Origin of the sequence: Streptomyces sp. NPDC058008 (genome assembly GCF_042886395.1) — a bacterium.
Classification (GTDB): domain Bacteria; phylum Actinomycetota; class Actinomycetes; order Streptomycetales; family Streptomycetaceae; genus Streptomyces.
In genome coordinates this window covers 37,402-53,799 of record NZ_JBHVQX010000035.1, presented here as the reverse complement: position 1 = coordinate 53,799, position 16,398 = coordinate 37,402, and the positions used below count along the sequence as shown (strand labels likewise).

Annotated in this window: 3 protein-coding genes; all 3 read right to left on the bottom strand. The window is 74.8% G+C overall.

Annotated elements, in window-relative coordinates:
- Positions 1 to 2: 2 nt before the first annotated feature.
- The 3 genes from ACFVS9_RS28735 to ACFVS9_RS28725 are packed head-to-tail and all read right to left on the bottom strand — an operon-like array spanning position 3 to position 16,372.
- Positions 3 to 2,330, bottom strand: a complete 2,328-nt coding sequence (locus ACFVS9_RS28735) for an MMPL family transporter (RefSeq protein WP_389936994.1) — start codon at positions 2,328 to 2,330, stop codon at positions 3 to 5.
- Positions 2,327 to 10,285, bottom strand: a complete 7,959-nt coding sequence (locus tag ACFVS9_RS28730; protein WP_389936991.1) for a beta-ketoacyl synthase N-terminal-like domain-containing protein — start codon at positions 10,283 to 10,285, stop codon at positions 2,327 to 2,329. Before ACFVS9_RS28730 ends, ACFVS9_RS28735 begins: the two co-directional genes overlap by 4 nt.
- 45 nt (positions 10,286 to 10,330) lie before the next feature.
- Positions 10,331 to 16,372 carry an SDR family NAD(P)-dependent oxidoreductase gene (locus ACFVS9_RS28725; RefSeq protein WP_389936988.1) on the bottom strand — a complete coding sequence of 2,014 codons (6,042 nt, stop codon included), beginning with the start codon at positions 16,370 to 16,372 and terminating at the stop codon, positions 10,331 to 10,333.
- Positions 16,373 to 16,398 lie beyond the last annotated feature (26 nt).

Here is a 16,398-nt window from a genome sequence, read left to right as displayed (position 1 = left end):
GGTCAGGCCGCCTTCACGGGTTCCGCCTCGGAGAATCCGAACCGGGCGTGCACGCGCCGCAGGGGCTTCGGGCACCACCAGTTCGCCCGGCCCGCCATCTTCATGATCGCGGGAACCAGCAGCATCCTCACCAGCGTCGCGTCGAGAACGACGGCGAGCGTGAGCCCCACGCCCAGGAGTTTCAGCGGGGTGAGGGGCGAGGTGGCCATCGCCGCCATCGCGATGGCGAGCACGAGCGCGGCGGCGGTGAACAGCCGGCCGGTCCGCTCCAGCCCGTAGGCCACGGCGGAGGTGGTGTCCCCCGTACGGCGGTGCTCCTCCATGATCCTGGACAGCAGGAACATCTCGTAGTCCATGGAGACGCCGAAGGCGATGCAGAACATCAGCACCGGCAGCAGTGTGTCGGTGGTGCCGGTGACCAGGAAGTCGCCGACCAGCCAGCGCAGGTTCCCGTCCTGGAAGACGTGGACGATCGCCCCGAACGTGGCGGTGAGGCTGAGCAGGTTGAGCAGTACGGCCTTGACCGGTACGAGGATGCTGCCGGTGAACAGGAACAGCAGCGTGAAGATGACCAGCACGATGATCGCGGCTGCCTGCCAGAGCCGCTCGCCCACGGTGGCCCTGGTGTCCACGAGTGCCGCCGCGTCACCGCCCACGAGCGCGGGTACCGGGGCCGGCACCGCACGCAGTGCGCGCACCAGCGCGCCGCCCTGCGCGGAGTACGGCTCGGCGTCGGTGACGATCGAGAGCCGGCTGCCGCCCGGAGCGGAGAAGCGGGCGGACGACGGGGTGGGCGGGGCCTGTTGCGCACCGGCCCGGTAGGAGCCGGTCGAGGTCTCCACCCTGAGCACATGGGCGGTCAGGGAGATCCGGCGCGCGTAGTCGGCCAGGGCGTTCGACGACGGACCCGTGAGGCCGGGCAGCACGATGTCCGCCAGGGCCGTCGACCGGAGGCCGAAGTCCTCGCGCATCACGTCGGTGGCCCGGTGCACGGGTGAGGAGGCGCCCAGCGCACGGTCGTCGGAGAGACCGAACTCGACGCGCTGGAAGGGACTCGCCAGGCACAGCAGGACGGGGACCACCAGGACGACGGTGACGACGGGGCGGCGCATCACCGCCCGGGCGGTGCGGTGGAAGACGCCCCCCGCGCCGCGGCCGCCGGCGTTTCCGGGGCCGGGTCCGCCCAAGTCGCCGACGCGGTTCGGGCCTCCGCCGGAACCTTCGCCGACGCGGTCCTGGCACCCTCCGGCCGACGGTGACCGGCCGCGCCGGCCCTCGACCCTCCGGCCGGCCACGAGCAGGCACACCGGGAGCACGAGCACCGCGGTCAGCCCGGCCAGGGCCGCCACGCTCATGCCCGCGTAGGCCAGCGAGCGCAGGAAGTAGAGGGGGAAGACCAGCAGCGCCGCCATGGACAGGGTGACGGTCAGGGCGGAGAAGAACACCGTACGGCCCGCGGTGCGCACGCTGACCAGGAGTGCCTCCCGGACGTCGCGGCCCGCGGCCAGTTCCTCCCGGTGACGGGTGATGATGAACAGCCCGTAGTCGATGGCGAGGCCGAAGCCCAGGGCCGTGGTCAGGTTGACGGCGAAGACCGACACCTGGGTGAACTCGGTGAGCGCGTGCAGCAGCGCCAGGGTGCCCACCACGGCGACGCCTCCGACGGACAGGGCGAGCAGGGCGCTCAGGAGGTTGCCGAAGATCCGGACGAGGATGAGCAGGACGAGTGGTGCCGCGATGAGTTCCGCCCGTACGAGGTCGTGCTGGCTCTGCTTCTCCAGGTCGCGCTTCGCCACCGCCCTCCCGGCGGCGGACGCGGTCAGCGGGGGCGCGCCCGTGGCGGTCGCCCGGCGGATGTCCTCGGCGGTCCGCGCGGCCTCCCGTTCGCCGCCGAGCAGGCGCAGGCTGATGAGCGCGGTGCCCCGGTCACGCGAGACCAGGGCCGGGTCGCCCAGTGGCCAGTACGAGTCGAGGTGCCGCACGCGCGGGTCGGCGCGCAGGCGTTCCGTCAGGCGCCGTCCGGCTGCGGCCGCCGACGGATCGTCGACGGACCCGGGCGCGGCGACGAGCAGGACCAGGTCCGGGCTGCCGGAGCGGAAGTGCTCGCGCAGCAGCGCGTCCGCGCGGGCGGACTCCGAGCCGGCCGGTGTCCATCCGCCGCCGGAGAGTTTGCCGAACACGCCCAGGCCGACGGCTCCGAGACCGATCGTCACCAGGACGGTCAGGGCGAGGAACGCGTACCGCCACCTCGCCAGCAGGTGCACCAGGCGCTCGGGGAGCGTCGTCGGGGGTGTGTCGGGGGCCGCGACGCGGTCCAGGGTTCCGGTCATCGCTCACCGCCGGAGCGCACGGTGACCCCGTCCGCGCCACGGACGACCCGGACGGGGTGGAGCTGCCCGGCGGCGGTACGGGCGGACTTCAGGTCGTCCCCGACCTCGACCGTGCTCGGGTGCACGCCGGCGACGCGGCCGACGTGGTCCTTGACCGCGATGACCTCCAGGTGGTCCCTGGTCGCGGCGCCGGGCGGCAGGCCCATGACGTGGGCGACCGTGCCCCTGAGCCAGTCCACCCCGTCGATCTCCTCGGCGAGGAGTTCCGTCGTACCGTCGGCGTACCTGCCCAGGCCGACCCCGGCCTCGGTGCCGCCGCGGGTCAGGAAGCGCCGACGGGCGACGAGCGAGGCGCCGGCGAGGGGGCCGACGGGCAGCAGGATGCTGACCAGCCGCATCGCGGCGGCGACCCGTCCCCCGACGCACATCTGGAGGTCGATCGCCGCCAGGGGCCTGGGGCTCCCCGGTTCGGTGACGAACCCGCCGAAGCGGGCCTCGATCTCCACACGGCCCGGGTCCGGCGGCGCTTCGAAGAGGTCCAGCCGGACCACCCGGAAGGGGTAGCCGACGACGTCCTCGCCGATCTCGGGGGACCACCGCCACAGGCTGGCGGAGGGAACGGCCTGGATGAGGGCGTCCATGATCCCCTGGTTCAGGCAGCCCTTGGGCACCGTGCCACGGCCGGTGTCGGCCGCACCGGAGGATCCCGCCGCTCCGATGGCGAGCGACGTCAGGTACTGGAACGCCGGTCCGTGGAACAGCTCGGCCGAGGCGTAGGGGTCCGGCTGCACCACGGCGTCCGGCAGCGGGGCGAACCGCTCGGGGCGCCGGCCGGGGCGGTCGCCCACCAGCACGGTGCCGGCGGCCGCTTCCTCGAACCGGGACAGCGCCGGTGTGGCCGCCTCACGCCACGTCAGCAGTCTCACCTCCAGCCCCGCCGGTGCGGCCACGACCTCCGTCCGCAGCCGGACCGGCCCGGTGAGCGGGATCCAGCGCCGGAGCTGGACATCGCGTACGGCGGTCACGGGGCGTCCGGTGTGGTCGGCCGCGGCCTGCGCGAGCCGGTCGACGACCGACATCATCGGCAGCGCGGGCACCGTGAAGGTGGGCCGGTGATCACGTGTCCAGGTGTCTACGGCCGGATCGATGATCTCTTCCGTCACCGTGGGCGGGCCGTCCCCGGGCACGACGCGGACACCGAGTCCGCGGACGTGGTAGAGGCAGATGCCGTCCCCCCACAGCCGGACCTCCGCCACCGCGTAGGGGCCCCGCGCGTCGTGCGCGATCTCGGTGATCTCCAGATCGATCCTGATGAGGCGGTTGTCCGGGGTGATCTGTCCCCGGTACTTCCAGGCCACCTCCCGGTCGGGCATGACGGGCTCGAAGCGGGGGTGCGCGACGCCCTCGGTCAGGCCGCGCTCGATCAGACAGAACCGGAGCAGCTGGCACATCGCCTCGACGCCCAGCGATCCGGGCTGGACCGGGTCCTGGAAGAAGTGGGCCTTGAAGAACCACTCCCCCGCGTCGACGTCCTTCTCCGACCTGATCCGCCCCAGCCCCGCGCTGCCGCCTTCGGGCCAGTAACCCGTGATCCTGTCGATCATCAGGAGCATCGGGCCGGGCAGTGCGGCGGTACCCGCGAAGTACCGTGCGGGGCCCGTCGTGAGGTCGACCGTGCGCTCGCACGGCGCCTCCAGGGCGGCGCGGGCGCCCTCCGGGACGGGCAGTCCGACCTGCTGGTCGAAGGCGGACGGCGGGAAGAACCCGAACGCCGTGGACAGTTCGAACACCGCCCGGCCGTCGGCGGAGCACCGGATCGCGAACGACACGATGATCATCTCGCCGGTCCGCGACACCGAGGTCAGCTCGGCCTCGGTGCGCACGGTCCCGGTGGCCGGGGTGATCTCACCGCTGACCGTTCCCCGCCCGTCGAGGTTGCGGAAGAGCAGGTCGGTGTCGGTGGCCAGCGGGCAGCCGACGTAGGCCGCCAGCCATCCGCACGGCTGAAGGGCGATCTCCATGAGCACGGCGAACGGCATGGCCCGGCCGCCGTCCTGCTCGAAGTACCAGACCTCGGCCGGTACGTCGTACTCGGCGGTCACCCGGCTGCCCTGGCGCATGCCGCCCGGCGGACCCTCCACGGAGACGACGCGGGTCATGAAGTGGTACGGCGGGCCGGGGAGCCGCGCGATCCTGCGCGTGCCGTCGAAGGGCAGCGCCGCGTCGCCGAACGCCTCGCTCGGTCTGCCCCACGCGCAGGCCAGCAGCGACGGGTAGCCCAGGACGAGTCCTCCGGACTCCGCCACCGGCCTGGACTCCCGGTGGCCGACGAGCCCGCCGAGGAGGGCCGGGGGCACCGGGGTTCCGCTCGTCTGCTCCTGGTGGCCGCCCAGGTGCCGCCACTGCGACAGGGGCCAGTCCGGCACCAGCCTGAGCGCGGCGTTCCGGCCGTGGAAGGCCTTGACCCCGTCCACCGTTCCCAGGATGTCGGCGTACAGCGTCGGCTCGGGTCCGGCCGAGACGCCGTGCACGAACACCTCGTACACGATCCGCCGGCCTGCGGGGGTGGCCTGCGCGCGGCAGTGGGCGGTGAAGGGCCGTCCGGTGACCGGCTCGAAGCGCCAGCCGTCCCGGCCGGCGGTGAAGCCGAGGGCGGCCAGGTGGAAGGCCATCGCCTGTAGACCGGCCTGGAGCATCAGGGTGCCCGGCATGCAGGGGTCGTTCGTGAAGTGCCCCTCGAAGAACCAGTCGTCCGGCGAGACGGGGGTCTCCGCACGCAGGTAGCCGCGTCCCCACGGTCCTCCGGCGGGGTCGAACGCGGTGACCTCGCGCAGGAGCAGCATCCGTCCGCCGTCCGGCCGGGGTGTGCGCACGTGCGACCTGGTGACGTCCCAGCCCGGGCCGAAGCAGTCGGCGGGCCGGCCGTCCGCGAAGGCCCGTACCTGTTCGGCGGTGAAGGACGACCGCGCGCAGGACAGCGCGGGGGCGTCCTGCGGTACGCCGGGGTCGGGTGCGGAGGTGGCGGGGTCCCAGCGCACACCGTCGCTGCCGTCGAGTTCCGCCCTCGTGAAGAAGCCGGCCTGTCCGTCCCGGACGCTCAGCCGGAGTTCGTCGCCGACGTAGCAGTCGTAGTGGAAGAAGAACAGGCGGACACCACCGTGCCGGGCGTGCCGGTCGATGTGGATCTCGTACCGCAGCGTCTCCCCCGCCAGGGGCGGGCTGCCGTGGTAGGTCAGTTCGCAGCCGAGCAGCCGGTAGGCCCGGTCCCCACGGTTGACCAGGTCGATCCCGAGCCAGCTGATCAGCAGCAGGTCCGCCTGGCCCGCCTCGATCATCAGGCCCGCGGGCATGCGCCCCGTGGAGTCGGTGTACCAGCTGTCGATGCGGACGTCGGTCTCGGTCCGGATCGTGCCGGTGGCGTGGTCCGCGCCGGGTCCGGCGAGGGCAGCGGGGACGGCGTCGATGCCGGTGACCCGGTCGGCGAGCAGCATCGGGGGTCCGGGCATCCTGGTCTGCAGCTCGTACGCGTCCTGCTCGGCGAACCTGGGGCCGAACAGGGTGGAGACCGGCTCCGTGGCGAGCCGTTCCAGCTGTGCCCGGTCGAAGACGGTGACCGGCGAGGGGGCCGGCACCGCGGGCGGAGGCGCGACCGGTCCGGGCGGCGGCGGGACCACCGTTGCCGCCGCCGCGCGCACGAGCGCGGTGGTGAGCCGGGCCCTCGTCTCCAGGAACCTCCGGTGCGCTTGGAGCTGTCCGGCGAGGACGTCCTGGTGCACCGCGATCACCCGGTCGGTGTGCCGGGCGACCAGCGTGCGCATGTCCGTCGCCCGAGGTTCCCCGGCGACGGGCTCGGGCTCGGCGGTGGGCTCGGCGGTGGGCTCGGCGGTGGAGGCGGCAGGCTCGGCGGCGAGGGGGGCGGGGTCGGCGGCGAGGGGGGTGGGGATGGCGGCGGGCACACGCTGTGAAGTGGCGGGCGCCGACGGCACGGTGACAGGCGAAAGCGGCGAAGTGGCAGTCGCGGACGGCACGGTGACGGACGAAGGCTGCGAAGTGGCGGGCGCCGACGGCACGGTGACAGGCGAAAGCGGCGAAGTGGCAGGCACCGACGGCACGGTGACAGGCGAAGGCTGCGAAGTCGCGGGCGCGGACGGCACGGTGACAGATGAGGTCTGCGAAGTGGCAGGCACCGACGGCACGGTGACAGGCGAAAGCGGCGAAGTGGCAGGCACCGATGGCACGGTGACAGGCGAAGGCGACGCGGCGGCGGGCGGGCAGGGCGGTACCGGGGTCAGCCGGGGCGCCCTGGGCATGATCACCGCCGGTTGTCCGAGTGGTGGCAAGGTGATCTCCCAGTGGGCCGGAACGGTCAGGGCGGGGATGTCGGCGGCCGGTGGCGGCGCGGCGGCTCGCAGGTGCGTGAAGAGGGCCTCCGCGCGCACGGGTACTCCTGCGGCGACGAGCTCGGCCACCGCCGCGTACAACTGCTCCAGCCCTCTGCCCTCGGCGTCGAGCGCGACGGCCACGTGGTCGCGGTCGCCCAGGGTCCGCTTGATCCACCCCGTGCACAGACCGCGCGGCCCGTGCTCGACGAACACACGGGCGCCGTCGGCCCATGCCTGTTCGACCGTGCCGGCGAAGTCGACGGTTCCCACGCCCTGCGCGGTGACCGCGTCGGCGGCGCGTGTGGCCGTCGGGGTGTACCGCTGCGTGGTCGCCCCGCTGTAGAACCGGACGCCCGGCACCGCGTTGGTGGGCCGGTGGTGGAGGTTCCACCACCGGTCGCGGACCTCGGACAGTTCGGGCGCGTGGGCGGCCAGGTCGTAGTCGACGGGGATCGCGTGGGCGGCCCCGAGCCGCGCCATGACGCCGGCGCACGCCCGCGACTCGCCGCCGACCACGCACACGCCGGGGGCGTTGACGGCCATCAGATGGACGGCGGGTTCGTCGGCCAGCTCTGTGCGGACACGGTCGAGGGGTGCCGTGACCAGGTAGCTCGACCAGCGGTCGCCCACCACACCGAGCCGTTCCCAGGCGCGGCGTACGGCGTTCAGCCCGCCGGTGAGTTCGCTGGTGAACAGCTCGCTCTCCAGGGTGTCCCGGTGCAGGGCCTCCGCGTCCCGCCAGGCCCCGAGGGCGACCAGGGCGGCCGACTCCCCGGAGGAGTAGCCGACGGCGGCGTCGGGCCGCAGCCCGAGGACGCCCCGTGTCAGCTCGACGTGGACGGCGGCCAGCCGGGCGGCCCCCCAGATCTGGTCGAGCACGGTCCACGGCGTACCGGTGACCGGCTGCCGCACGGCCTTCCCGTACGTGGCAGCGACCGCGTCGCCGAGTGAGGGCAGGGCCAGCAGGACCTCGCGGCCCATGTCCGGGTACGCGGCCGAGCCGTTGGTGAACACGAAGGCGGTCCCGCCCTCCACCGGTGCGTCGCGGTAGGCCGCGCCGGGGGGCCTGACGGCGCCCCCGGCGAGCCAGCGGCGCACGGTCTCCCGGTCCGTCCGGGGGTCGCCGCCGGACACGAAGGCCAGCCTCGCGGGTCCTTCGCCGGACTCGGTGCCCGACTCCAGTGCGGCCAGGACCTCGTGCCGGTCACGCCCGGAGTACACGTGCAGCCGTGGCGGGGGCCCCGGCACCCAGGACCCGGGGTCGGCCCCCCGCAGCCGCACCCTCAGCGGAGGCGCGTCCAGGGGTGACACCTCCACCCGCGCGGTACGCAGTCCGGGCGTCGCGGCGGCCGGGCCTCCCGCCCGCGGCAGCGCGCGGTGGCGCAGGGCGGTCACCGCGGCGGCGGCGGCCAGCAGCCCGTGGGCGGCATGGGCGCGGCCGAACAGTCCGGCCGGGTCGAATCCGGCGCCGTCGCCGGTCACCACGTCCGGCTCGCCGGTGGCCTCGTCGTCGAGGAGGGCGAGCACGGTGTCGCCGTCCCGGCGGGCGTCGGCGAGGCGTTTGAGGACGACGGCGACGGCCGCGTCCCCGGTGGCGGCCGGCCGTCCGAGCGCGCGCAGGGCGGCCCGGTGGACCGGTTCGCAGGAGAGGTCGACGGCGCCGACGAGCGCCGCGTCCGCCTCCCCGGCCCGGAGCGCCCGCGCCGCGAGGCCGAGGGCGACCAGCCCGGAGGCTTCCTCGGCCGACACGGTGCAGCCGGGTCCGCCGAGGTCGAGCTGGGTGTTGATCCGGTTAGCCACGAGGTTGGGCAGGGTGCCCACGACCCGTTCCGCGTCCATGGGGGCGCAGAACGCGTCACGGACACGTGCGGCCTCCGCCGGGCCGGCGGGCCGGCCAGCCTCCTCCAGCCAGGAGGGGGCCCGCCAGCGCGCGGTGGCACGGGCGTTCTCGGTGTCCGCACCGGTCCCGACGAGGACCATGGTCCGCTCGCGCGGCAGGGTGACGTCCCTCGCGGCCTCCCGCGCGGCTTCGAGCATCAGGATCTGCTGGGGCAGCGCCTTTCCGAGCGCCAGCGGTGGAAAGCGGAGATCCGGCAGGGCCACGTCGACCGTCGAGGCCGGGCCGGACGGACGGCCGTCGAGCACCGCGCGGTGGAAGTCCCCGGTGCCCGCGCCCTCTCCGGCCCGGACGGCGAGGGCCACGACCGCCACCGGCTCGGCCGGCGGGCGACGCCTGCGGGGCGCCACCGCCCCGGCGCCGTCGGTGCCGTCCCAGGCGTCGACGACCAGATGGGCGTTGGTGCCGCCGAACCCGAAGGCGCTGACGGCGGCCCGGCGCAGGCCCGGCCACGGCTCGGCCTCGCTCAGCACCCGCAGCCGTGTGCCGCGCAGTTCGGCCAGCGGCTCCTCGGCGGCGAGCGTGGCGGGGCGGACTCCGGCGCGCATCGCGCCGAGCACCTTGAGCAGTCCCCCCGCGCCGGCGGAGGCCAGCAGGTGCCCGACGTTGGACTTCACCGAACCGATGGGCACGTCGGGGCTGCCGGCGAAGACCCGCGCCATGCTGCGGACCTCCTCCACGTCACCGACGGGGGTGCCCGTCGCGTGGCATTCCACGAGCGAGACGCTCCCCGGTGCGACACCCGACATGGCGTACGCCAGGCGCATCGCCCGTTCCTGCCCCTCCCGGGCCGGGCTGAGCAGTCCACCGCCGCGCCCGTCGTTGGACAGCCCGATCCCCCGGACGACCCCCAGGACGGGCGAGCCCTGGGCGAGGGCGTCGCGCAGGCGCATCAGGGCGACGAACCCGGCGCCCTCGCCGGGGAGCAGCCCGTCGGCGTCCCGGTGGAAGGGCCGGCTGCGGCTGGTGCGGCTGACGGCGGACAGGCCGCAGAACCCCACGTGGAGGAAGAGGTTGTCGGCCCGGTTGACCGCACCGGCCACCATGAGGTCGGCGGTCCCGTCGTGCAGGCGGTCGCAGGCCAGCTTGACCGCGTACAGGGACGAGGCGCAGGCGGCGTCCAGCGCGTAGGCTCCCGCCCCCAGCCCGAGCGCCCTGGCCGCGAAGTGCGCGGGCAGCCCGGAGGAGAAGCGGTTGCGGGGGTCGGGCCCGGTCCGTGCCGCCCCACGCAGCAGGGACGGGGCTGCCCCGGACAGCCATACGTGCTCGGCGAAGGCCGTTCCGGTGCTCGTGGGGTACGAGAGGTTCCCCAGGACCAGGCCCGCGCGGGCCGAAGGCCCCTCCTGGCCGGCCTCGCGCAGCGCCTGCCGGGCGCCGTACAGCACCCAGTGGAACAGCTGGTCCAGGCCGAGGATCTCCTCGGGGGGCACGAGGTACCCGGTCGGGTCGAACGCCGTGGTGAAGTCGCGGACGTAGCCGCCGGCGTCGGTCCAGGTGCGGTCGAGGTGGTCCTCGACGGTGCCCATGGCCCACCGTCGGGGCAGTCGCCATCTGCCGTCCGGGACGGGCGAGATGCTGCACCTGCGGGCGGCGATGTTGTCCCAGAAGGTGTCGGGGTCGAGCGCGTCGGGGAAGACGCACCCCCGGCCGACGACGGCGATCGGGTCGAATCCCATACCGGGTCTCATTTCACGTACGAGGACGAATCCGGGGGATACGGGTCAGGAGGGACGCCGTACGAGTTCCACGCCGAGCAGTTCGACCCAGGGGGACCCGTCCGGGCCGAGGAGCGCCGCGTCGCAGCGCGCTCCGGTGTCGTGGACCTTCCTGCCCCGGACCACGCAGCGCACGGTGTCCGGGACGGGGCCGCGCCGGTGCACCCGGCACTCCGCGACCGCCATCGGCAGGGTCGCGGCACCGAGCGCCTTGTCCGCCCACAGCAGGGCGAGTTGCAGCGCGCCGTCGGTGGCCGCCGCGTCGAGCTGCCAGTGGTCACCGCCCCAGCCGAGTCCGGTCAGTCCGGTCACCGTCGCCTCGGCTCCGTCCTCGCCGACACCCTGGACGGAGCGCAGGGCGTGGAAGCGCGGGCCGTGGAACAGCACCCGGCCGTCGTAGACGCCGGTGGCCGTCGGCGGGGTGAGTCCCTGAGGGGTCTCCCAGTCCTGCGGCGCCGGCGGGGTCTCCTGGAACTCCAGCTGGGCCCGGAAGTGCGGTGCGCCGTTCTCCCCGGCCAGTTCGGCTTCGAGGGCCGAGGGGGAGCCGGTCGCCGCCCGGCGGCCGGTCAGGCCGAGCCGGTGGCCCTCGCCTTCCAGGTGCGGCAGGGCGACCTTGCTGAAGACACGGAGGTCCTTCAGCACGAGGTGGCCGGCGTCCGGCCGCCAGGCCGCCGCAGCACCGGCGAACCGGTCCAGGGCGAGCGCCACGGGCAGGACGGGAACCCCGGCGACGGCGTGGTCGGCGAGGTAGGGGTGGGTGTGCGCGTCGATGCGCACCTGCGCCGGGGCGGGCTCGGCGGCCGCCCTGACGGGGCCGGGGGCATCCCCGGCCGCGATGACCACCCGGGTGTCGGCGCCCGGCGCGCTCAGCTCGGCGGTGAAGGCGGCGGCACCCTGTCCGCCGGGGATGAGCGGCACTCCGGACCGGCCGAAGTGCGCGGCCAGGGCGGGGGTGACCATGCCTCCGTCCCACGGGCCCCAGGCGATGGACCGCACCAGGCAGCCGGGCCGCCGGGCGCGCTCGGCGGAGGCCACGTGGTTGAGCACCTCGTTGGCCATGGCGTAGTCGCTCTGCCCCGCGTTGCCGAAGACCGCGGCGACGGAGGAGAACAGGACGACCGTGTCGAGCGGATCGTCCTCGGTTGCCGCGAGCAGCGCGCGGACGCCTCCCACCTTGGTGGCCAGGACCTGTGCGTACCGCTCGTCGGTCTTCTCGGCGATCAGCTTGTCCGCCAGCACCCCGGCCCCGTGCACGATGCCGGTGACCGGCCCCCAGTCGCGGCGTACCTCTTCCAGCGCGGCGCGCACCGCCGCGCCGTCGCGGACGTCCACCGGGACGTAGCGGACCGTGGAGCCGGCCTCTTCGAGGGCCGCCACCGTGGAGCGGACCTCACGGGCCGCCAGGATCCGCCGGGCCTCGGCGCCGATCGCCCCCGGGGTGGGCGCTCCGGAGCGTTCGGCGAGTGCCCGGGTGAGTGCGGCCTCGTCGGTCGCCGCCGACAGGCCCTGCGGTTCACCGGCCGGCTCGGTGCGGCCGAGGAGCACGATGCGGGGCCGGTGGGCCCTCGCCAGGTCCAGCAGGGCAGCGGCGGTCACCCCTCGGGCTCCCCCGGTGGCCACGACGACGGAGTCAGGACCGATCGCCGGGGCCGGGCCGGGCTCGGCCGGCGCCGGGACCAGGACCGGTACGGTGCGGGTTCCGTTCGCGCGCAGGCCCACCTCCGCCGCCGGTCCGCCGTCGAGGAGTTCCGCGACGATCGCTCCGGCGACCGCGTCCGCGTCCCGGCCGGCCCGCTCGCAGTCGATCGCCTTGACCGTGGCGGCGGGCCACTCCTTGGCCGCGGTCCTGGCGAGCGCGGCGATGCCTCCGAGGCAGGCCCGCTCCGGCAGGCCGCCCCGGAGGCCGAAGTCGCCGCCGGTGTCCTGCACGGTGACGAACACCCCGCCCTCGGTGGTGAAGCGCGGGGCCACCGACCTCGCCGCCTCGAAGACTCCGCGCTGGAGTTCCAGCGCGTCCTCGGGCGAACCGGCCGCGGCGAGGCCGCCGAGGTGCACGACGGCCTTCGCGTCCGGGGGCACGGCTGTCACGACGGTCGCCGGGAAGCCCTGGTCGGTCAGCCGGGCCGCGACGGCCTCCGCGACCCCGAGGCCGTCCTCGGTCACCGCGACGGGCCCGTCGCCGAGTCCGGCCAGCGTCAGCCCGGGCGCGGGGGTGACGGCCGCACGGACGGCGAGCCTGCTGAGCCCGGCCGTTCCGTCGGGCTCGTGCCGGGGCGCGGGGATCTGCTGGTCCACGGCGGGCGCGGCGGGAGGACCGACGACGGAGGTGGCTGCGGGGGCTGTGGCGGCGGGGGCTGTGGCGGCGGGGGCTGTGGCGGCGGGGGCTGTGGCGGCGGGGGCGGTGGTGGCGGTGGCGGTGAACGCCTCGACGATCTGCCGCAGGGTACGGAGCTTCAGGAGCTCCCCCACCTGCCCGTCCCCGTGGTCACCGGCCCGCTCCCGCATGGCGGAAAGGATCTCCACCCGCTTGATCGAGTCCACGCCCAGGTCCGACTCCAGCTCCATGTCCACGTTCAGCATCGCTACGGGGTACCCCGTCCGCTCCGCCACCACGGACAGCAGCAACTCCTCGAACGCCTCCGCGGACAGGTCCTGCGCCACCGGCGGGACGGGGACGGCGGGGGCCTGCGGCGAGGCGGGGACGGCAGGGGGCGGCGGCTCGGCAAGCACCACGGGCGCGGCGGTCACCGGCGGTACGGCAGGCACGGCAGGCACGGCCGCCACGGCGGGAGCCGCGGCCCCGGGCACGGTGGGCAGGACCGACGGCGCGGCGGGCAGGGCGGGGGCCGGGAACGGCGCCGGGGTGGTCGCGGGCGGACCGCCCTGCACGCCCAGCATCGCGCCGAGGGTCGTCTCCGTCATCTGGAGGAACGCCATGTGGCTCTCGACCAGCATGCGTTGGCATGCCTCATGGGCCTGTGCCGTGGAGCGCTGCACGGTGTCGACCACGGCGAACCAGTCGGCGTTCGCCCCCGTCGCGGACGACACGGGATACGCGACGGCCGGGGCGGGCACGGCGGGGGCCGGGGCGGGTGGCGGAGACGCGACGGCCGGTGCCGGGACGGGAGACGGGGGCGCGAGGGCGGGGGCCTGGGCGGGAAGCTGCACGGCGGGCGGCGGAGCGTCGGTCCGGCGGGGCGGGTTCGGCGCGGGCAGCGCCTCGGCTCCTCCGGCGGGCGGGTAGACCCGGCCCTGGTTCCTGCCGTTGATCTGCACGGTCATTCTGGGCGTGTGCTCCTCGGCTGCTGCCGCGGGCGGCCCGTAGGGCGCCCACAGGTCGTCGTGGTCAAGTGCGACGCCCCGCACGGCGAGCCGGGCGAGGGCGTCCTGGAGGGAGGTGACTCCGTCACGTCCCCTGCGGTCCAGGCCGACCGCCAGGTGGTCGCGGTCGCCGAGGATCCGGGGGACGAGTCCGGTGAGCGTGTCCCCGGCGCCCACCTCGACGAACGTCCGCACTCCCGCGGCGTACATCGCCTCGATCCCGTCGCTGAACAGCACGGGTGAGGCGAGGTGTTCGGCGATCCGGCGGCGGATCTCGCCGGGGGCGGACGGGTACACCTCGGCGTCGGCGTTCCCGTAGACGTCGAGCAGGGGCTCACCGACCGGGATCCCGGCCAGGTAGGTGCGGAGCGGTTCGCTCGCCGGGGCGACCACCGGGCTGTGGAACGCCGTCGCGGCCTGAAGCCGTCGCGTGGTGATCCCCTCGGCGGCGAGCTTCCGCTCGACGGCCTCGATCGCCTCCGGGGTGCCGGAGAGCACGGTCTGCGCGGGGGCGTTGTGGTTGGCCGTCCAGACGTCCCGGGCGCCGCAGGCGGCGACGGCCTCCTCGGTGCGGGTGCGCCCCGCGGCCACGGCCAGCATGGCCCCCGGTGTGGCCGCCGCCTCCCGCATCAGCTCGCCGCGCCGGCGGGCGAGGCCCACCAGCGGCTCCGCCTCCAGGGCGCCCGCCGCGTGCAGCGCCACCAGTTCGCCGAAACTGTGCCCGGCGACGCAGTCCGGCCGCAGGCCGAGACCGCGCAGCACCTCGAGGAGGGCGAGACTGTGCACCGCCAGCGCGGGCTGCGCCCACTCGGTCGCGGTGAGGAGGTCCTGCTGGCCGGCCCGTTCCGCGTCGCCGAAGGCCGGCGGCGGGAACACCACGCGGTGCAGCTCCCGGCCGTCGAGTTCGGTGGTCGCCAGCCGGTCCCACACCGCCTGGGCCGCCGGGGAGAACATGGCCACGTCGGCGCCCATGCCGACGTACTGGGAGCCCTGTCCCGGGAAGAGGAACGCGATCCTGCCGACGCGGGCCGCGCCGGTCGCGTAGTGGACGCCGGCGGGGGTGGAGAACTCCGCGTCCGGGTTCCGTCGGATCAGCGCGAAGGCCCGGGCGAGCTTGTCCGACAGGTCGTCGTGGTGCGCGGCCACCACCGCGAGGCGTACGGAGTCGGTCTCCCGGAAGTCCCGCTGGCTCTCCCGTGCGATCTCGGGGAGCGGGCGGCCGGTGTCGATGCTCCGTTCCAGGAGGGCGTCGGCCGACGGGGCGCCGAGGAGCACCAGTTCGGTGGGGGCGGTCCTGGTACGCCGTGCCCCGTGCGCGCCGGAGCCGGGGGCGGGTGTGTACTCCTCCAGGGTGACGTGGAAGTTGCTGCCCCCGAAGCCGAAGCTGGAGACCGCCGCCCGGCGGGGCCGGTCCGCGGAGCGCACCCATGGGCGCGTCCGGGTGTTCAGGTAGAACGGGCTGTCGTCGATCCTCATCGCGGGATCGGGCCGGTCCACCTTGATCATCGGCGGGAGGACCTTGTGGTTCAGGGCGAGGACGCTCTTGAGGAAACCGACGGCACCCGCCGCGCACTTGGTGTGCCCCACCTGCGACTTGACCGACCCGATGGCGCACCACCGGCCGTCCTCGCGGCCGGACTCCTCGTACACCCGGCGCAGCGCGGCGAACTCCGCGGCGTCCCCCGCGTTCGTCCCGGTGCCGTGCGCCTCGACCAGTTCGACGGTCTCCGGTCCGTAGCCGGCGTCCTCGTAGGTGCGTCGCAGGGCCCGCGCCTGGCCTTCGGGCACGGGTGCGTAGATCGCGCCGCTCCTGCCGTCCGACGAGGTCCCGATCCCTCGGACGACGGCGTGGACGTGGTCTCCGGCGCGCTCCGCGTCGGCGAGCCGTTTCAGCGCGTACATGGCGATGCCCTCGCCGAGCATCGTGCCGTCGGCCGCGTCGGAGAAGGGGCGGCAGTCGCCGGTGGGCGAGAGGGCGGGGGTCTTGGAGAAGCACATGAAGGTGCCGGCGTCGTTGGAGGCGTCGACGCCTCCGCTGATCACCAGGTCGGCCCGGCCGAGGGAGAGTTCGGCGACCGCCGTCGAGAGGGCCGCGAAGGAGCTCGCGCACGCCGCGTCCGTGATGTGGTTGGTGCCGTGCAGGTCGAACCTGTTGGCGATCCGGCCCGCGATGACGTTGCCGAGCATCCCGGGGAAGGTCGACTCCTGCCACGGGGCGTAGTGGCCGGTGATGCTGTCGCAGACCGCCTGCGCCTCGTCCTCGGGAATCCCGTTCTCCCGCAGGGCCTTGAGCCAGACCGGGCGCTGGATCCGTGCGGTCATGTGCGTGAAGAGTTCCGTGGCGCCCGCCCCGAGGATGACGGAGACGCGGTCGCGGTCCGTCCCGCGGAGGCCGCCGATGCCGGTGAGGACCTGCTCCGCGACGGTGAGGGCGAGCAGCTGCACGGTGTCGGTGGCGCTGAGGGTGTTCGGCGGGATACCGAAGGCCATCGGGTCGAAGCCGGTGTCGGACAGGAAGGCCCCCCGGCGGGCGTAGGTCTTGTCCGGCGCGGTGGGGTCGGGGTCGTAGTAGTCCTCGACCAGCCAGCGGGTGGCGGGGACGTCGGCGATCAGGTCACGGCCGTTCACGACCGTGCGCCAGAAGCCGTCGGCTCCCTGCTCGCCGGGCATGAGGGCGCCGATGCCGACCACGGCGATCGGGACCTGTCGGGGGCGAGAGGCGGACATGCTCTCCACTTCCTTGCTGTTCGGGG